This window comes from Rhizobium sp. RHZ02 (assembly GCF_014851575.1).
Classification (GTDB): Bacteria; Pseudomonadota; Alphaproteobacteria; order Rhizobiales; family Rhizobiaceae; genus Rhizobium; species Rhizobium altiplani.
In genome coordinates this window covers 1-16,467 of record NZ_JACUZX010000018.1, presented here as the reverse complement: position 1 = coordinate 16,467, position 16,467 = coordinate 1, and the positions used below count along the sequence as shown (strand labels likewise).

The 16,467-nt window shown below is 59.5% G+C and carries 19 protein-coding genes; 10 read left to right on the top strand and 9 right to left on the bottom strand.

What is annotated here, in order from left to right; all coding sequences use genetic code 11:
• Nucleotides 1-39: 39 nt before the first annotated feature.
• Entirely contained in the window at nucleotides 40-1,125 is a 1,086-nt protein-coding gene (locus tag IB244_RS21805; RefSeq protein WP_025658975.1) for an NAD(P)H-dependent flavin oxidoreductase, read from the bottom strand.
• Between the two features lie 277 nt (nucleotides 1,126-1,402).
• Between IB244_RS21805 and IB244_RS21800 the strand changes: the two genes are divergently transcribed.
• The 3 genes from IB244_RS21800 to IB244_RS21790 are packed head-to-tail and all read left to right on the top strand — an operon-like array spanning nucleotide 1,403 to nucleotide 3,620.
• Nucleotides 1,403-2,128 (top strand): SDR family NAD(P)-dependent oxidoreductase, encoded by a 726-nt coding sequence (locus tag IB244_RS21800; RefSeq protein WP_169684018.1) that lies wholly within the window; start codon nucleotides 1,403-1,405, stop codon nucleotides 2,126-2,128.
• The gene (locus IB244_RS21795; protein ID WP_018855082.1) at nucleotides 2,122-2,592 is read left to right on the top strand and encodes a RidA family protein; all 471 of its coding nucleotides are present in this window, start codon (nucleotides 2,122-2,124) and stop codon (nucleotides 2,590-2,592) included. Before IB244_RS21800 ends, IB244_RS21795 begins: the two co-directional genes overlap by 7 nt.
• A 38-nt stretch (nucleotides 2,593-2,630) precedes the next feature.
• Nucleotides 2,631-3,620: an enoyl-CoA hydratase/isomerase family protein gene (locus IB244_RS21790; protein WP_169684017.1), complete on the top strand. Its 990-nt coding sequence runs from the start codon at nucleotides 2,631-2,633 to the stop codon at nucleotides 3,618-3,620.
• 77 nt (nucleotides 3,621-3,697) lie between these two features.
• Here the strand turns inward: IB244_RS21790 and IB244_RS21785 are convergent, their stop codons facing one another.
• The gene (locus IB244_RS21785) at nucleotides 3,698-4,636 is read right to left on the bottom strand and encodes an AraC family transcriptional regulator (RefSeq protein ID WP_192305544.1); all 939 of its coding nucleotides are present in this window, start codon (nucleotides 4,634-4,636) and stop codon (nucleotides 3,698-3,700) included.
• Between the two features lie 100 nt (nucleotides 4,637-4,736).
• Here IB244_RS21785 and IB244_RS21780 point away from each other — a divergent pair, with 100 nt between their 5' ends.
• Nucleotides 4,737-5,741, top strand: a complete 1,005-nt coding sequence (locus tag IB244_RS21780) for an SDR family NAD(P)-dependent oxidoreductase (protein WP_192305542.1) — start codon at nucleotides 4,737-4,739, stop codon at nucleotides 5,739-5,741.
• A gap of 157 nt (nucleotides 5,742-5,898) precedes the next feature.
• Nucleotides 5,899-6,567, top strand: coding sequence for a VOC family protein (locus IB244_RS21775; protein WP_018855086.1), 669 nt, complete (start codon nucleotides 5,899-5,901; stop codon nucleotides 6,565-6,567).
• A 36-nt stretch (nucleotides 6,568-6,603) separates the two neighbouring features.
• Here the strand turns inward: IB244_RS21775 and IB244_RS21770 are convergent, their stop codons facing one another.
• The 3 genes from IB244_RS21770 to IB244_RS21760 all read right to left on the bottom strand — a co-directional run bounded on the left by IB244_RS21770 (nucleotide 6,604) and on the right by IB244_RS21760 (nucleotide 8,287).
• Nucleotides 6,604-6,840 (bottom strand): tautomerase family protein, encoded by a 237-nt coding sequence (locus IB244_RS21770; RefSeq protein WP_192305540.1) that lies wholly within the window; start codon nucleotides 6,838-6,840, stop codon nucleotides 6,604-6,606.
• A gap of 31 nt (nucleotides 6,841-6,871) precedes the next feature.
• Nucleotides 6,872-7,504, bottom strand: a complete 633-nt coding sequence (locus tag IB244_RS21765) for a DsbA family protein (RefSeq protein ID WP_192305538.1) — start codon at nucleotides 7,502-7,504, stop codon at nucleotides 6,872-6,874.
• Nucleotides 7,505-7,573: 69 nt separating this feature from the next.
• Complete coding sequence (locus IB244_RS21760) at nucleotides 7,574-8,287, bottom strand: SDR family NAD(P)-dependent oxidoreductase (RefSeq protein WP_018855089.1); 714 nt, start codon at nucleotides 8,285-8,287, stop codon at nucleotides 7,574-7,576.
• Between the two features lie 281 nt (nucleotides 8,288-8,568).
• Here IB244_RS21760 and IB244_RS21755 point away from each other — a divergent pair, with 281 nt between their 5' ends.
• Nucleotides 8,569-8,838: a hypothetical protein gene (locus IB244_RS21755; RefSeq protein WP_018855090.1), complete on the top strand. Its 270-nt coding sequence runs from the start codon at nucleotides 8,569-8,571 to the stop codon at nucleotides 8,836-8,838.
• A 315-nt stretch (nucleotides 8,839-9,153) separates the two neighbouring features.
• Nucleotides 9,154-10,143 (top strand): potassium channel beta subunit family protein, encoded by a 990-nt coding sequence (locus IB244_RS21750; protein WP_192305536.1) that lies wholly within the window; start codon nucleotides 9,154-9,156, stop codon nucleotides 10,141-10,143.
• Nucleotides 10,144-10,227: 84 nt separating this feature from the next.
• On the opposite strand, the gene IB244_RS21745 is transcribed toward IB244_RS21750, so the two are convergent.
• Complete coding sequence (locus tag IB244_RS21745; protein ID WP_018855092.1) at nucleotides 10,228-10,545, bottom strand: DUF982 domain-containing protein; 318 nt, start codon at nucleotides 10,543-10,545, stop codon at nucleotides 10,228-10,230.
• Between the two features lie 400 nt (nucleotides 10,546-10,945).
• On the opposite strand from IB244_RS21745, the gene IB244_RS21740 reads away from it, so the two are divergent.
• Complete coding sequence (locus IB244_RS21740; protein WP_192305534.1) at nucleotides 10,946-13,456, top strand: glycogen/starch/alpha-glucan phosphorylase; 2,511 nt, start codon at nucleotides 10,946-10,948, stop codon at nucleotides 13,454-13,456.
• A 31-nt stretch (nucleotides 13,457-13,487) separates the two neighbouring features.
• Here the strand turns inward: IB244_RS21740 and IB244_RS21735 are convergent, their stop codons facing one another.
• The 3 genes from IB244_RS21735 to IB244_RS21725 form a co-directional block, all read right to left on the bottom strand.
• The gene (locus IB244_RS21735) at nucleotides 13,488-13,940 is read right to left on the bottom strand and encodes a hypothetical protein (RefSeq protein WP_192305532.1); all 453 of its coding nucleotides are present in this window, start codon (nucleotides 13,938-13,940) and stop codon (nucleotides 13,488-13,490) included.
• Complete coding sequence (locus tag IB244_RS33180; RefSeq protein ID WP_409564079.1) at nucleotides 13,903-14,364, bottom strand: arginase family protein; 462 nt, start codon at nucleotides 14,362-14,364, stop codon at nucleotides 13,903-13,905. Before IB244_RS33180 ends, IB244_RS21735 begins: the two co-directional genes overlap by 38 nt.
• 96 nt (nucleotides 14,365-14,460) lie before the next feature.
• Nucleotides 14,461-15,279, bottom strand: a complete 819-nt coding sequence (locus IB244_RS21725) for a MarC family protein (RefSeq protein WP_169684011.1) — start codon at nucleotides 15,277-15,279, stop codon at nucleotides 14,461-14,463.
• A 195-nt stretch (nucleotides 15,280-15,474) separates the two neighbouring features.
• On the opposite strand from IB244_RS21725, the gene IB244_RS21720 reads away from it, so the two are divergent.
• On the top strand, nucleotides 15,475-15,705 hold the full coding sequence (locus IB244_RS21720; protein WP_192242223.1) for a hypothetical protein: 231 nt from the start codon (nucleotides 15,475-15,477) through the stop codon (nucleotides 15,703-15,705).
• Nucleotides 15,706-16,180: 475 nt separating this feature from the next.
• The coding region (locus IB244_RS21715; RefSeq protein WP_192305530.1) for a DUF3300 domain-containing protein at nucleotides 16,181-16,467 on the top strand (287 nt) is incomplete at its 3' end.

Sequence of the window (16,467 nt, the reverse complement as noted above, 5' to 3'; positions counted from 1 at the left end):
CCCCCGTATCAGAAGCGCGATCCGACACACTTCCCAGGCTCAGCCTTGCGTCCGTCCTTCGATGACTTTGAGGGCATCCTGATACAGGCGCCGGGTCAGATCGCCGGCGGACAGCCTCGGTGCGAGCTTCGCCGCCTGCCCTGACCAAAGATTCGTGAAGTCGTTCCTGGACGCCTCCTCCGCTTTCGCCTTGATTGCGGCGAGAGCGGCCGCTGCGGTTGGAAACGGTGGAGCGCTTTCGGAGAGCGGCCCGAGCTCGCGCATGATGCGATTGACAACGCTTCTGGCGGGCCTGCCGGTGAAGACGTTGGTGATCGCGGTGTTGTCGTCGCGCGCATCACCGAGCGCCTGCGCATGAACGGCAGGAATCTTTGCTTTGGGGCAGAAGAGGTACGCAGTTCCGATCTGAACCGCAGAAGCACCGAGCATCAGGGCGGCCGCCACGCCTCGGCCGTCAGCGATGCCTCCTGCCGCGATGACGGGGACCTTCACCGCGTCAACGACCTGCGGGACCAGCGCCATCGTTCCGACCTGCGTGGACATGTCATGCGTCAGGAAATTTCCGCGATGACCGCCGGCTTCAAAACCCATTGCCACGACAGCGTCGACGCCGTTTTCTTCTAACCAGACGGCCTCGGCGACAGTAGTGGCCGACGAGATGATCTTCGCGCCGGTCGCCTTCACTCGCTGCACCAAGGACTTCTCCGGCAGGCCGAAATGGAAGCTCACGATCTCCGGCTTGAACTCCTCCACCACCTCGCAGAAAGCGGAGTCGAACGGTGCACGTCCGGCTGCCGTCACCGGCGCCGCTGGATCGAGGCCGGATTCGACGTAATATGGCGCGAGCAGCGCCCTCCACCGCATCTGCGCGGCTGGATCGGAGGGCGGCGTGTGATGCGCAAAGAAGTTCACGTTCAAAGGAGCCTTCGTCGAGCTGCGGATGCTCGTCAGAGCCGCCTTTAGCTGATCGATGCTCAACAACGCGCTTGGCAGCGACCCGAGGCCGCCCGCCTGTGCAGCGGCAATGACCATCTCGTTCGTGGTCGAGCCAGCCATGGGCGCTTGAATGATGGGGATTTCAATCCCGAATAAGTCGAGGATTCGGCGGTCGGGCCAGCGCGTCATGTCGGACTCCATTTCGTATCCTGTGTCTGACCGTCATATCTCCGGTGCTCGTTGCGGTCCATTGCACCTTGGTGTCTACGCGCGCCAATCGATCCCAAAGTATCGGGGACACCTTGGTACAATAGCGCCTCGAGGAAATCGGCGCGATGGTTGCGGAGAACGCAGGGCGTAAGCGCCTTCGTTCCCGGCACGGTCGGCATCAACGCATCAATTTCGAAACAAGCCGACCTGCCCCCACGGCAGGCGAATGGCTCTTTGCATCAAAACGGAGGCATACATGAGTGTGCAGAAGACAGTGGTGGTAACCGGTGCCTCGCAAGGGATCGGAGCCGGCATCGTGCAGACCTTCCTCGACAAGGGCTACAACGTCGTGGGAACCTCGAGACGCATCAGCGAGACGACGCCATTCGACCGCGCCGACCGTCTGGAACTCGTCGACGGCGACGTCAGCGATCCCGACACCGCCGAACGGGTCGCGCAGCGGGCAATCGACCGCTTCGGATCCGTCGACGCCCTCGTCAACAACGCCGGAATCTTTTTTACGAAGCCCTTCCTAGAATACACGGTCGACGATTTCCGGAAGCTCTCCGCGACCAACGTCGAAGGCTTCATCCTTTTCACCAATCACGCGATCAGGCAGATGCTTCGCCAGAAGTCTGGCGGAAGCATCGTCACCATCACGTCGTCCCTTACGGATCACCCGATCGCGGGCGTGAACGCGTCATTGCCGATGGTCGCAAAGGGTGGACTCAACGCGATAACCAAAAGCCTCGCGCTGGAATTTGCGGCAGACAATATTCGCGTCAACGCAGTGTCGCCAGGCGTCGTCGACACGCCGCTTCATGCGTCCAACCCGAAGGACTTTTTGAAATCGCTGTCGCCGATGGGAACGATCACCGCGGTGCAGGAGATCGTCGACGGCGTCGTCTATCTGACGGAGTCCGCAAATATCACCGGGGAGGTGCTGCACGTCGACAACGGCGCACATCTCGGCAAATGGTAGCCCGCGGCCCAGAAGCGCGACTGGAGGAACTGGCCATTGCGTTGCCTCCTCCGCCCACCCCATTCGGCGCCTACGTCGAAGCTGTCCAGTGCGACACCCTGTTATTCCTCAGCGGCATGTTGCCAGTGGTTGGACACGATCCGGTTTATCATGGGCGCGTCGGCGAGGAATTGTCTGTCCTCGAAGGTTATGACGCGGCGCGGACGGCCTGCCTCAGCGGTCTTGCCGCTGCCAAGGCGCAGCTCGGATCGCTGGATCTCATTCGTCGCATCGCCAAGCTCGGCGTCTACATCGCTACGCCGGGAGATTTCCGTGAACATCCGAAGGTCGCCGACGGCGCCTCGGAACTGCTGCTCGATGTCTTCGGAGCGGATCGGGTCCCACCGCGTATCGTCCTCGGCGTCGCCAGCATACCACTCGGCATGCCGGTCGAAGTCGAACTCGTTTTCGAGATCGAGCCCTAGCAAACCTTTCTCTTCCAATCTGAACGATGGAGTAAGTCATGAAGATCAAGCCAACGGATGCGAGGAACGTCGTCATTGTCTCGTCGAAGTTTCTGACGGCCACCGCCCTTCTGATGCTGCCCGCCCTTGCGCTTTCCGGCCAGGCGGGCGTCGCCGAAAAGACGGCCCGTCCGGCGGGCGAGCAAGCTCAGCCTGCAAGCGAGCAGACACAGATCAAGGTCGACAAAAGAACCCCGGCGTACTGGCGGGTGACCTTCGACAACCCGCCCTTCAACATCTTCGGGCCGGAGACCATTCCGCAGATGGAGAAGGTCGCCGCCGAGATCGAGTCGGATCCCGATTTGCGCGTCGTTGTCTTCGACAGTGCGGTGCCGGGCTTTTTCCTGACCCACTACAACTTCACGCCCAAGCTTTCCGAATCCACCAGCCTGCCATCAGGGACGACGGGACTTCATCCGCTTCCGGACATGCTGGTTCGCATCAGCAAGGCGCCAGTGGTGTCCATCGCACTGATACGCGGACGCGCAACGGGGGTCGGTAGCGAACTTGCGCTGGCCAGCGACATGCGCTTTGCGAGCCGGGAGAAGGCAATCCTTTCCCAATGGGAGGTCGGCGCAGGCTTCGTACCCGGTGGTGGTCCTATGGCCCGGCTTCCCCGTCTGATGGGCCGGGGCCGAGCGCTTGAGGTTCTGCTCGGCTCCGACGACATCAATGGCGATCTCGCCGAGGAGTACGGTTACGTCAACCGGTCGTTCCCCGACGACAAGCTTGACCCGTTCGTAGACGCCCTCGCCACTCGCATCTCCGGCTTCGACCGGCAGGCGATTGCCGACACCAAACGTCTCGTCGACTATGCAAGCCTGCCGTCCAACCCCGAGATCGGTGCCGGGTGGGACGCGTTCATCACCTCCGTACAGCGCCCGGTCGCACAGAAGAACATTGGCAAGCTGATGGACATGGGCCTGCAGACCAATCCGGACATCGAGGCCAGACTTGGCCACTACACAGGGACTTTGGCCGACAAATAGGTAAACAAGTGTCCGTACAGTCCATGGCAAATCGCACGGACACCTCACATGATTCGTGCGAGCACGGGCAAACAAAATCAGGAAGCGTGCGCCGCTTCCTCGACGAGATAAAGTCGGCCTCCACGTCGAGGCGATACGCCCATCACGCGCTTGAAAGCGGTGCTGAAGGCCGCCTCGGAACCATATCCGACTGAGGCCGCAACCCTGGCGATAGAACTGCCCTCCTGGCGAAGCGCGCGTTCGGCCTGGAGCATTCGCCATTCAGTCAGATAGTTGAGCGGCGGGATTCCGGTCACTTTACGAAAGTGAACCGCGAAAGCCGTCCGAGACATTCCCGCCGCACGGGCGAGTTCAGGAAGCGTCCAGGAACGGGCAATGTCGCCGTGCATGAGGTTGAGCGCTGGGGCGAGTTTTGGATCGCAGGCGGCGCGAAGCCAGCCGGGACGAACCTGGTCTCCTGATGAAAGGTGCCGACGTAGGATCTGGATGAGCAGCAAATGGGCTAGACTTGAACACGCCATTTCGGCCCCTGGAGCGCCGCCTGCCGCCTCTTCGACGAGTTCGCCGATCAATGCTCCAAGTCGGCTCGCTCCACTTTCGGCCGCCGGAAGATGAACAAAATCCGGCAGGCTTTCGATCATCAGGCGTCCGCCGACATGGTGTGTATCGATATGACCTCCGAGAAGCAGGAAGTCGTCGCCCTGCCCGACTGGAATGATGGACTTCCCGGCGCCCCTGAAGATCTCGGCCGCCGGCTGCGGAGCAAGCGCCAGATCGCTCGCGACCACAAACCCGACGTCACGCGTCAAGATGAAGATGTCGCCGGCCTCGAGCCGGAATCTTGCGACTGTGCCGTCAAGGGCAAGGAAACAGTGCCCGCGACCGACAACGAAGAACTTGATCTTGCGCGGTGGTTCGAAACGGATGGCCCAGTCGCCGCCACCAATAAAGCCGCCGGCATAGATCGTACGAGCGTCAAAGACCTTGAGGGTATGTGATAGCGGATCGCGTGTCATTTTGAACTTTGGCGAAAGAAACTGGAACTTCTGAATATTCAAAGTACGGCAATCGGAGAGCATATCCAAGGGCGAACAGTCACCGAAAGGAACTCACCAAATGCCTACGACGCAGACGCCACTCGGATCCGGCTTCCATGCCTCCAGCACGACGCTCGACATCATCGCCGGTATCGACCTCACCGGAAAGTTGGCGATCGTGACAGGCGGCTATGCGGGCCTTGGGCTAGAAGCCGCGCGGACGCTGGCGTCGGCTGGAGCCCGGGTGATCGTCCCGGCGCGAGACGTAGATCGCGCGCGACGTGCTATCGCGGAGATTGGTGGCGGGATCGAAGTCCGGCCGATGGACCTCACCGATCCAGCCTCGATCGACGCCTTTAGCTGTGACATCGTCCGGTCGGGGCTTCCGTTGCACATTCTCGTCAACAGCGCGGGCATCATGGCGCTGCCGGAACTGAGCCGCGACTCCCGAGGCAACGAGCTGCAGTTCTCGACCAACCACCTCGGTCATTTTCAGCTCACGCTCCGCCTGTGGCCTGCATTGGTTCGAGCTAGAGGCGCGCGCGTCGTTTCGGTCTCCTCAATGGGTCACCGCTTTTCCGACATCGTCTGGGACGACTTCAATTTCGAGCGCCGCCCATATGATGGCTGGAGCGCGTACGGACAGTCGAAGACAGCCAACATCCTCTTTGCTATCGAACTTGATCGCCGAGGGCGCGACTTCGGGATCCGCGCGTTCTCGTTACACCCCGGCGGTATCGTGACTGGTCTGGCGAAGCACATCTCGACCGAACGCCTGAAGGAAATGGGAAATCTCGACGAGAAGGGTGTGCCTGTCATCGATCCTGACAGGGACATGAAATCGATTCCGCAAGGTGCGGCAACCCATGTTTGGTGCGCAGTCAGCCCTCAGCTCGCCGGCCTCGGGGGCGTGTTCTGCGCGAATTCGGACATAGCGCTTCTCGAGGACGGGTCCATCGTCACCTCGCTCGATGGGCGGGACCGGCGAACGTCGAAAGTCGCGCCTTATGCGGTAGATCCTGCTTCTGCTGAGCGCCTCTGGATGATGAGCGAGAGGGAGACCGACACTCAATTGTCGATTTGAACCGTCTTACTCCTCCCGTTCCTCACCCGCTGGATGCCAGAGTCAATGGGGGCGTTGGCGGCGACACCATTGGATAATGGACGGTCCCCCGAGGCGAGCGCATCGTGTGCCTGGTCGCGGGAAGTTCCCCGCGGCAATTTTACCGAGGGATGACAAGATGACCATTCAGGAGCGTAGCACGACCGCGACAAAGACAGTGAAGGATGCCGACATGAAACTGGAGGTCGTCGTGATCCCAGTTTCGGACATCGACCGCGCCAAGGCATTCTATACGGGACTTGGATGGCGTCTCGACGCCGACGTGCCCGGCAAGGACGGCTTCCGCGTCGTTCAAGTCACGCCGCCGGGATCTCCCTGCTCGGTGATCTTCGGATCGAACGTCACATCCGCGGCGCCGGGTTCCGCTCAGGGACTGCATCTTATCGTATCGGACATTGAGATGGCTCACGCGGCACTGGCCTCACATGGTGCTGAAATGAGCGGCGTCTTCCACGACGTCGGCGGCGTCTTCCACCACAAGAACACCGATGGACGGCTGCCCGGCCCACACCCTTCGCGCGCCAGCTATGGATCGTTCGCATCCTTTAGCGACCCGGACGGCAACGGATGGCTCCTCCAGGAGATTACGACGAGGCTACCGGGTCGAAAAGAGGCCAACGGCGCGACGTTCACCTCCGGCAGCGATCTGGCAGCAGCCCTTCGGCGCGCTGCGGCTGCCCACGGCGAGCATGAGAAGCGAAACGGGGGCAAGCATGACGATGACTGGCCCGATTGGTACGCCGCATACATGCTTGCCGAGCAAGCAGGGGCCGATCTTCCGGATTGACACGATCAAACTGCGCGCTTGCCGCCCCCAAGCGGACTAGGTGCCCTTGGCGGCGGCGAGCTTTCGATATTCCGCGGTCGGCAGCCCGCCCCATCCCCAGTTGTCGAGGTCCACTTCTTCGATCACCACGTAAGTGGATTCGAGCGGCTTGTTGAGGACCTCGAGCAGCACCTGGCTCACGCCCGCAATGAGGCGGGCCTTCTCTTCCTCCGTAACCGACTGGCGCCCCGGCGCAGTTCCTTCACGAGGGACCTGCACGTTTACAATAGGCATCGTTTGGTACTTTCCAATTGTCCGTCTGCCTTCAAAAGCCCAGCGCCGACAGGTGCTGCTCGAGCGCGTCGACGTGTGCATACCCCGAGCCAACCCTGGCCAGCCCGGCATCCTTCCTAACGAAAAGTGTCGGGAAGCTCGAAACGCTCATTGCTCGGGCGGTGGCGAAGTCGGTCGCCGCTTCCGCGATCGTGCTGCCTCGCTTCCACGTCTCCAGGAACTCTTCAGCAGTTGTGGGGTGGCCCAAAGTCGTCAGGGCACTGCTTCCGACTTTTGCGAGGACGACGCCATCGGTGGTATCAAGCGCGTCGACGTAGAAGGCATGCTGAAACGCCCTGAAGACCTTGAGAAGGTTGGCTTCCGGACGCAGGATGCGAGCGGCGACGACCGCGCGGCAAATCGGTTCGGTATCGTAGACGAACCCTTGTCTCGCCAGCAGCCCTTCACGATTGAACGGAAGACCGCTTGCCTCTTCGACCCTAGCCCAGTGATGCAGCCTGAATTGCTTTCCGACATCGTCGAGAACGTCGGTCGCGCCGGCGCGGAGACCGCCAAGTATGATCTGCAGAGAGGCTTCCGGGCGCCGTTCGAGCAGCAGTTCCATTTCCTTTCCGAACCCATAGCACCACGAGCACATCGGGTCTGCGGCCAGTACCAGTTCCATCGTTGTTCCAATCGTTGTCGTCTGGGAGACCTGACGCACTTGCGTCAGGCCGTTCGGTCCGAAGGCGTGTTACCAGCGACCGGCGTTCTGACCGCCGTCCACGTGCAGGATCTCGCCGGTCACAAAGCTGGCGTTCTCGAGGTAGAGAACGGCGTCTACGATGTCGCTGATCGCGCCCATGTGGCCGATCGGGTGCAGGGCCGAAAGGAACTCATGCGTTTCAGGGGCGTGCATGGGGGTCTTGATGATGCCGGGCGATACGGCGTTCACCCGAACCCCGGTCTTGGCATACTCAAGCGCGAGTCCCTTGGTGACGGCATTCAGACCGCCTTTCGTCAGCGAAGCAAGGGCCGCGGGGACGCCAGCGATCGGCTGGTTGACGAGGCTTGTGGTGATCGAGACGATGTGACCGGATCCCTGCTTCAGCATCTCCTTTGCGGCGCGCTGCGTGATATGAAAGAAGCCAGCGACGTTCACGGCGAAGTTCAGATCGTAGTCTTCCTGCGTGAAGTCGACGAACGGCTTGGCTGTGAACACGCCGGCGTTGTTGACGAGAGTGTCGATGCGGCCGAAGCGCTCAATGGCTTCGCGAACGACGCGCTCAGCGGTCTCGACCTTCGAAATGTCGCCGGCGACAGCGTGAACGCCGGCATCGGAACCAGCCTTGATGGAACGCGAGGTAGCTACGACGTTGTAGCCCTTTTCCCGGTATCCACGGACGAGGCCCTCGCCGATGCCTTGGGACGCGCCGGTGATGATGGCTACCTTCTGATGACTGCTCATGATTGCATCCTTTCGATTGCGACGGCCGATCCCTCGGTCCGTCCAACGCCAGCGGCGTCGGTGCAATTGATTTAGATGTCTGCGTGTCTCGGGAGAATTGGCGATAGAAGGATGACACCCATCCGCCAAGCGGCATAATCACCGTATGCTTCCTGCCTCCCGGAGATCCGTCGGAGCTCACTCAGAAGATGGGGAGCGGCGCAGCATGTCGGCTTCGCGGCGGTCGTAGCACCCGGCCTGCGCTTGCGAGGAGAGTCAAGGCCAACGGCGATCTCTGCTATATGCCGGAACTTCTGCGTGTAAAGGCGAACCTGTTGTTGTCGATGTCGGCGTCAGATGAGGTGCACACGTGCCTGCTGCAGGCCCTCGACACAATCCGGAACATGGGTGCCCGCGGCTGGGAATTGCGTGCCGCGACCGACTTGGCTCGTTTCTTAGCGGCTGAGGGTCGCATAAGCGATGCGGGAGCGCTGCTTCAGCCGATCTTGGATAAGTTTGACGAAGCGCTTGATACCGAAGACCTCAAGATTGCGGGCGGCGTTTTGCGATGAACGAAAGTCCGCTGGGTCCACCCGTCACGAACCTAAGAGAGGGCATATTGCGGCCGGACAACATTTTCAGGGATGATCGGCGGTAGTGAAGATCCTGCAGAACCAAAACAGAACGCTGCCGTCCCTTTGCGGTAAACCTTCCCAATCAGTTGGCGAGTCTCGGCTGCCTGGCTAAGGACAGCAAGCAGGAACCCGAAGGCTGAGGAAATGCTCGGCTCCGCGTTCTCGTTTTTGGCCTTGCGCCCAAGCGGGATAGGGCTAGGTTCGCTACGAACAGCTGCTCGGCTGATTGTAAACATTCGTAGGAGGTTCGTTATGGAATATCGTCGTCTCGGCAAATCGGGCCTGAAAGTCAGCGAATTCTCCTTCGGATCATGGGTCACCTTTGGCAAGCAGGTTGATGGCGGCGATGCGGTCAGCCTAATGAAGCTCGCTTATGACAAGGGGGTGAACTTCTTCGACAATGCCGAAGGCTACGAGAGTGGAAAATCCGAACTTGTGATGGGCGAAGCGCTCAAGACGCTCGGCTGGAGCCGCGATAGCTTCATCGTCTCCAGCAAGGTGTTCTGGGGCGGGGAGAAGCCGACGCAACGCGGGCTGTCGCGCAAGCACGTAACCGATGCTGCCCACGCCGCGCTCAAGCGGCTGCAGGTCGAATACCTGGACCTCTATTTCTGCCACCGGCCGGATATCGATACGCCGATCGAGGAGACCGTTCGGGCGATGCACGATCTCGTGGCGCAGGGGAAGATCCTTTACTGGGGAACCTCGGAATGGTCGGCGCAGCAGTTAACCGAGGCTTACGCCGTCGCGCGGGATCTTCGCATCACGCCGCCGACGATGGAGCAACCCCAATACAACATCTTCGAGCGCCAGAAGGTGGAAGCCGATTATCGGCCGCTCTACGACCTTCTCGGTCTCGGAACCACGATCTGGTCGCCGCTTGCATCAGGCGTCCTCACCGGCAAATATAACGACGGCGTGCCGGCTGACAGCCGAATGAACCTTCCCGGATACGAGTGGCTGAAGGAGAAGCTATCGAGCGACGCTGGCCGCGCCCAGATCGCGAAAGTCCGCGAGTTGGCGAAGCTCGCAGACGAGATCGGGATCTCGATCACGCACCTTGCTCTGCTGTGGTGTCTGGCCAACAAGAATGTCTCAACTGTCATCGTTGGCGCGTCGCGCACGAGTCAATTGGAGGACAATCTTGCGGCCCTTTCGCATAGGGACAAGTTGACTTCCGACGTGCTCGATCGGATCGATGCAATTACCGGAAACAAGCCGGCGGCGGCGCAGCGGTTCTAGCTGCGAGGATCCACAGGCAGCAACGTGTGACGTACTTCTTTTCGTTCGCCTCTAGGACGGCTTAAGATTGAGCCGACATCGGCGCTAGTGAACCTGCCCGGCAGGTGGCGATTTCGTCAGACCATCCGGACGATCGGGAACATAATAGATCCGGTCCATCCAGGAAATTCCGACTTCTTCGGCCGCATCAATGAGGGCCAGCTTTGCATCGTCTGCCGGGAGCAACCCTTCCATAACTGCCGCGCAAACGGCAAGCGCACGCTCAAATGCCGGCCCAAAGGTTACCGGCCACTTGTCAGCTAGTAATGCGGAAGCTTCGCCAGTTCCTTTGATATCGATGGGTTGCGGAAAGTCAGGCAGCCAGATTTCCAGACCAAAGGTCCAATCGCTCCTTGAAAGCATGTGCGTGCTCCTCCCCTGAGTCGCTACGGGCAAAGACTCCTATCGGATCGCGGCGCTTTCATGGTCTCGAACGGCCCATGGCGTGTCGCCCGGACGATTTTACGACACTCTTGAAATTAGACCGCCAATCATGATGTCTACTTTGGATCCCAGCGGCCCGGCCCTAGAGCTTGCCGCCGCAGCCTCACCAGTGTCGTTACGTGCGTCGTTTACGGTAACATACTTCACTGCGCTGTTGGTTTCAGGCACCATCAACCCGGCACCCGCCCTGCTAAAGCGCCTCTTCATGCAACACGCGGGACCGTTAGCTCGACCTTTGAGCGCGTGAAAGACGGCATGGCACTGCGATGGCTCGTAAACCAATCCCGAAGATCGTGACCGGCAGGTTCGGAGGCATGGAATGGCAGACGACCAGGAAACATCAGCCCAAGCTCCTGAATTGGAGGCGACGGACTCCATTCCCCCGCAATATGATTGCGGCCCCCTCAAGCTAAGTGGCAGCAGCAACGCGTTGTACGAACGTCATCTTCTGTTCGACAACGTGCGGGCATCGAGCGAGATAGGAAACCGCGAGCGGTATGAGGCAGTCGCACGGTCCGTTCGGGATATTCTTTCCCAGCGCTGGGAAAAGACAGAAGAGGTCTATGATCGCGAGAACCCCAAGCGGGTCTATTATCTCTCGATGGAGTTCTTGATCGGTCGTTCCCTTAACAACAACGTTGTCAACCTGGGGCTAGGCCCTCTTGCGGATCGCTTCTTTCAAAGACATCAGCTGGACGAATTGGCCTTGCTTTCCGAAGAGCCCGACGCCGGGCTCGGCAATGGTGGTCTTGGACGCTTGGCAGCATGCTTTCTCGAGTCCATGGCGACGATGCAATTGCCTGGAATGGGCTATGGCTTGCGCTACGAGTACGGGATATTCAAACAGTCGATTGTCGATGGCTGGCAACGCGAACAACCGGACAATTGGTTGCGCAGGCCTGATCCCTGGGAAGTTGCCCGACCTCACTTGGCCGTGCCGGTCGAGCTTGGATGTTCGTTCGAAGTGCGCGGGGGAAGCCTGAGAGCGATCGCCGGCGTGCCTTCAAGCTTGCTCGGAATCCCTTACGACAGGCCTGTCGTCGGCTACGGCGGAAAAACGATAAACACGTTGCGGCTATGGGCTTCCGCAACTCCCCACGTATTCGATTTCCAGGAATTCAGCGCAGGTGACTTTGTTGGCGCACTGGCCGAACGGCTGACAGCGGAAACCGTGACACGTGTTCTTTATCCGGACGATTCCACCAGCATGGGACAGGGCCTTCGCTTCGTGCAGGAATATTTCCTTGTAGCGTGCTCATTGGCCGACCTGGTTCGACGCTTCCAAAAAAGCAACAGTAATTGGGACGATCTGCCGACGAAGGTGGCTATCCAGCTCAATGACACCCATCCGAGTCTCGCCGTTGCGGAGCTCATGCACATCCTCCTGGATACGGCAAAACTTGACTGGGAGCGTTCATGGGACCTCACGAAAAGGACCCTTGCCTACACAAACCACACCCTCCTCCCGGAAGCGCTGGAAAAGTGGCCGGTGCGCTGGTTTGAGTTGATGCTTCCACGGCACTTGGAAATCATCCTGGAAATCGATCGCCGCTTGCGGGAAGAGGTGCAAACTCGCTGGCCGGGCGACAATGGCCGCATCGAGCGTATAGCCATTGTCGAGCAAGGCAATCACCTGGTGCGGATGGCTCACCTCGCAATAGCCGGCTCCCACAGCACGAACGGTGTCGCGGAGATACACTCGAAGCTGCTCCGAAACGTCACCGTGAGCGACCTCGCAGAACTCTATCCTGACCGTTTCAACAACAAGACAAACGGCGTCACGCCACGCCGTTGGCTATTGCTGTCAAATCCGGGTCTTGCCGAATGCATCTCCGAAGCTATCGGCGACCGCTGGATAGCGAACGCGACGGACCTCGAACGTCTGAGGTCGCTTGCCGATGACAGCGGGTTCATTTCCGCCGTCCAAACCGCAAAACGCAAGGCCAAAGTCCGTTTTGCCGATTGGCTCAAGGCGCAGGCGGGAGTTCTGGTTGATCCTGACACGATTTTCGATAGCCAGGTGAAGCGCATCCACGAATACAAGCGACAGCTCCTGAATGGGCTGCGAGTCGTCGCCCTCTACCATCGGCTGCGGCAGAATCCTAGTCTCGATATGCCGCCACGCACCTTCATCTTTGCAGGAAAGGCGGCTCCTGCCTACCACGCTGCCAAACTGATTATAAAGTTCTTGAACAATCTTGCCGCCACGATCGACCGCGATCCGTTGGTGCGGGGTCGCCTTCGGCTACTATTCCTGCCCGACTACTGCGTGTCACTCGCCGAGCAGCTCATTCCTGCCAGCGACGTATCCAACCAGATATCAATGGCGGGATACGAGGCAAGCGGCACGAGCAACATGAAGTTCATGATGAACGGGGCGTTGACCATCGGCACGCGTGACGGCGCAACGATCGAAATGGCCGAGGCCGCGGGCGAAGAAAATTTCTTCCTGTTTGGGCTGACCGCAGACCAAGTTGCAAACAGCCGCTGCTGGTATAGCCCCGGCTGGCACTATGAGAACGAGCCAGAGATACGCGCTGTCCTCGACCTGATCTTCTCAGGCGAATTCTCGCGAAATGAGCCGGCAGTCACCGACGCGCTGCGCAACATACTTCTGGTCGGTGGCGATACTTACATGCATTTGGCCGATTTCACCTCCTACATGGATGCAGATTCCAATCTTCAATCACTCTATCGGAATCCGGAAGCTTGGAGCCGCAAGGCGATCATGAACATCGCGGCTTCAGGAAGGTTCTCGAGCGATCGCACGATCGCCGAATATGCCCGCGACATCTGGGAGGTAGCTCCATGTCCGTTGCCATCGGCTTAGTCTCATGACTGGATCGATGTATCGGTCCCGGCTAGACCAGCGGGAGTTGGCTCAGAAGTTTTCTGGTTTCGATCGCATCCCAGGAAATGTATTCGGTGATGGCCATCCCCACGATTTCGCAAGCAGCTGACACATCCCGAAGGAGCCGCACCACGTGCTCAGGTTCCAGGCGCCCCCTGGGGACACCGGATAGAAACGTTTTATCAGTACCCGGTTTATTGAAAAGAATTGGCGGGAAACGGCCGGGCAGGATCGCATCGACGTCGAGATGCACTGCAAGCTGCTTGATGTCCTCGTCCGCAATCCACTTCAGGATTGCGTTACTGTCGCCGTACAACTTACGCGAGGATGTGTGTCGGAGGTTCAGGCGATCAATGACCTTCTGCTCATTAGCAGACCACTCGTCCAGCCCCGCATACGTGACCTGGGACGGTCGAACAGGGATATCAACCTCGCCGACGAAATCGCGGTCGGCCCTCGCCAAGGAGCATACCGAGCACCTGCGCGTGCGCGTGACCGGTGTCCTTCAGCGTCTGGATATCTGGATGTGCATCTATCCAGAGCACTCCGACGTCCCCACCGTATCGCTTGTTGAGATACGCGATTGGGGCCAGATCGACGAGACAGTCGCCTCCGATTGTAAGGATGCGATCCGGTGCGTGCTTTTCGATCGCGGACCGCGCTGACCGGGCTTGTTGCAGCAAAGCGCTCTTAGCGACAATTCCATCCTCCAGGGGCAGTTCCGCCTCACCAGGCGACGAAACGTCGATTGTTTCCTCGGGGCCCTGAGATCTCGGCGGAAGCCACGACAGCAAGCGCGAGCTGACGTAATACTCGGCGAGGTTCTCGCCTTGCCACTGGGGCAAATGTAATCTGAGGGTGTGGTCAACTGTGGCATGAGCAAACACTCCTTCGCCATCGCGTGTGCCACTGAAGTAATCAAGCCACCGAGCGCCAGGGCGGACATTCGAGGCGTGCAAACTTCCCTAGTGAGAATGCGGCGGTTACCAAGCAATCATGCTTAGACTATGCAGAATGATCTGCAGTCCCAGAGCGGCTTGGGTAACCCCGAGCACAACCGCCAAAACCTGCAATGACGTTCCGATCCATCTGAGGATGGATTCAGCAAACATCATGGCCAGCCAGTCAAGCGTCAGGATCAGCAATACGATCGCTGCCACGGTGACGCCTTCCGCTTGCCGGTCACCCGCCAACGTAGCGAAGACGATGACGGCAGCTATACCATAGGGCGTCACAATTGTTGGAAACGCCAACGGTGCCAGAGCAAATTTCAAGTCTATCTGGCCCTGCTCCGTTGGCCGTATCATTGGGTCCGCGGTCGGCTGCAAAACGGTTCGCAAAGCCACCATGAACAAGATAATGCCGCCCGTCATCGCCAGCACCGGCAACGAAATCTCCAGATTTTCAAGCATGGTGCGTCCGAGAAATCCGGCGATGGCGAGCGCCGCCGCGGAGAACAGGATCGCTCTGGTGGCTAATTGTCGCCGAACGCTGGGCTCGTAGCTGCCCGCAAGGACCTTGAATGGCACCAGTATCTTAATTGGGCCGAGCATCAAAAAAAGCATCAGGAATATCTTGCGTGAGCCGAATTCCACCTCTGGGAACTCCGGCAGGGGCAAGGATTGCGCAACGGATTGCACCGGAACGCTCACCGCCCAAACCATAGCCAGTACAGACGCCAGGAGATATCGCCGCACGGGTTCCTTTGCTTTTGTGGTATGGGTCGCCTGGTGTTCGTCAGCCATATCAGCGGAACCGGGTTGCGATCCCGCCCCATACCACTTTCCGTTCTCGACCGCCATTTCGCCTTGGGGTCGAAGCGGTCTCTGGCTTCAGTGGCTTCCCCACGCCCGGTCGGCCATTTGAAGACAAAGTCCGGCCCAGGATTGGACCATGTCCCAATACACGACGGGGTTGGGAACCAACCCGATAGCCGCTTGCATTTCGGCAGCGCTCGTTGTTCAGTTCAGCAGCATGCATGTTTCATGGAGGGAGACATGGGCGCGACGATCGTCGAGCGCCTCGCAGAATGCGCCGCGATGATAGAAGATCTCTCGCAACGCATTTCCCGGATCCAAACGGGCGAGGTGCAGCATCAGGCCAGATTCGCTGGTGGGTCCTGGGAGGACATTACGCCGGAGATGCTCGTTCTCTATGAGCGTCTGCTCGAAAACCAAAAGTTCCTTGCTGAGGATCTGCGCGGCCGTTTGAGTAGCGGCGATAGCTGATCTCACCTCCCGTGGCCTCACAAGAAGGCGGGCCACCGTGGTTCGAACATTCGGCGCTGTTCAACTTCCGTTTCCGCGCCCATCAGCGATGACTTAGATCGCTGTGACACATGACAGTTCATCGTAGCGCCCGTGACTGCTTGATCAACCCGATCTGACTAGCTCGTCCGGCGATCACGAGCGCGCTATTTCGCACGATCGGCATGAATTTGCATTCCAACTGCACGTCGACAGCAATTCTCCACATTGGACAGCCATGACGGGCATAGATCGGCTCCCGTAATTTACCGTAACGTACGTGCGGCCGGAGCTGATTGCTGCTAGCCTGTCTTCATGGAGTTGCGAGGGGCCTCCGCATCCGCAAGTATTTTTCGCTCGACCGGCGGCTGCATTTTCTGCGGGTGCAAGCGAGGCTGCCCAGACGTCCAGTGGAGACGGTGATCCGTCTTCCACCAAAGAAAGAAAAGGTGCGATCATGACAAGGTTTCTTGCTTGGTGTGCAACTTGGCTGGCGGCGGTGTCCTGGCTCGTCATTCCGACAGAGCTACCGACTGCCTACGCGCAGCAGCCAGCGCCCGCACCCGCTTCTGCTTCAGCCGCCGCGCCGGCACCGAGTACCGCCGAAACAGCAGCGGCGCCTCAGGCCTTGACGGAGGACGAACTCGAGACGCTTGTCGCGCGCATCGCACTTTATCCGGATGACCTCGTGGCACTGATCACGGCTAGCTCGCTGTTTCCGCTGCAGATCGTCGAGGCGAACCG

Coding starts and splice junctions, on each gene's coding strand:
- IB244_RS21770 (WP_192305540.1), bottom strand. CDS start 6,840: ATGCCTATTGTAAACGTGCAGGTCCCTCGTGAAGGAACTGCGCCGGGG.
- IB244_RS21745 (WP_018855092.1), bottom strand. CDS start 10,545: ATGCTTTCAAGGAGCGATTGGACCTTTGGTCTGGAAATCTGGCTGCCT.
- IB244_RS21795 (WP_018855082.1), top strand. CDS start 2,122: ATGGTAGCCCGCGGCCCAGAAGCGCGACTGGAGGAACTGGCCATTGCG.
- IB244_RS21785 (WP_192305544.1), bottom strand. CDS start 4,636: ATGACACGCGATCCGCTATCACATACCCTCAAGGTCTTTGACGCTCGT.
- IB244_RS21760 (WP_018855089.1), bottom strand. CDS start 8,287: ATGAGCAGTCATCAGAAGGTAGCCATCATCACCGGCGCGTCCCAAGGC.
- IB244_RS21780 (WP_192305542.1), top strand. CDS start 4,737: ATGCCTACGACGCAGACGCCACTCGGATCCGGCTTCCATGCCTCCAGC.
- IB244_RS21740 (WP_192305534.1), top strand. CDS start 10,946: ATGGCAGACGACCAGGAAACATCAGCCCAAGCTCCTGAATTGGAGGCG.
- IB244_RS21750 (WP_192305536.1), top strand. CDS start 9,154: ATGGAATATCGTCGTCTCGGCAAATCGGGCCTGAAAGTCAGCGAATTC.
- IB244_RS21800 (WP_169684018.1), top strand. CDS start 1,403: ATGAGTGTGCAGAAGACAGTGGTGGTAACCGGTGCCTCGCAAGGGATC.
- IB244_RS21765 (WP_192305538.1), bottom strand. CDS start 7,504: ATGGAACTGGTACTGGCCGCAGACCCGATGTGCTCGTGGTGCTATGGG.
- IB244_RS21805 (WP_025658975.1), bottom strand. CDS start 1,125: ATGACGCGCTGGCCCGACCGCCGAATCCTCGACTTATTCGGGATTGAA.
- IB244_RS21725 (WP_169684011.1), bottom strand. CDS start 15,279: ATGGCGGTCGAGAACGGAAAGTGGTATGGGGCGGGATCGCAACCCGGT.
- IB244_RS21790 (WP_169684017.1), top strand. CDS start 2,631: ATGAAGATCAAGCCAACGGATGCGAGGAACGTCGTCATTGTCTCGTCG.
- IB244_RS21755 (WP_018855090.1), top strand. CDS start 8,569: ATGCCGGAACTTCTGCGTGTAAAGGCGAACCTGTTGTTGTCGATGTCG.
- IB244_RS21720 (WP_192242223.1), top strand. CDS start 15,475: ATGGGCGCGACGATCGTCGAGCGCCTCGCAGAATGCGCCGCGATGATA.
- IB244_RS21775 (WP_018855086.1), top strand. CDS start 5,899: ATGACCATTCAGGAGCGTAGCACGACCGCGACAAAGACAGTGAAGGAT.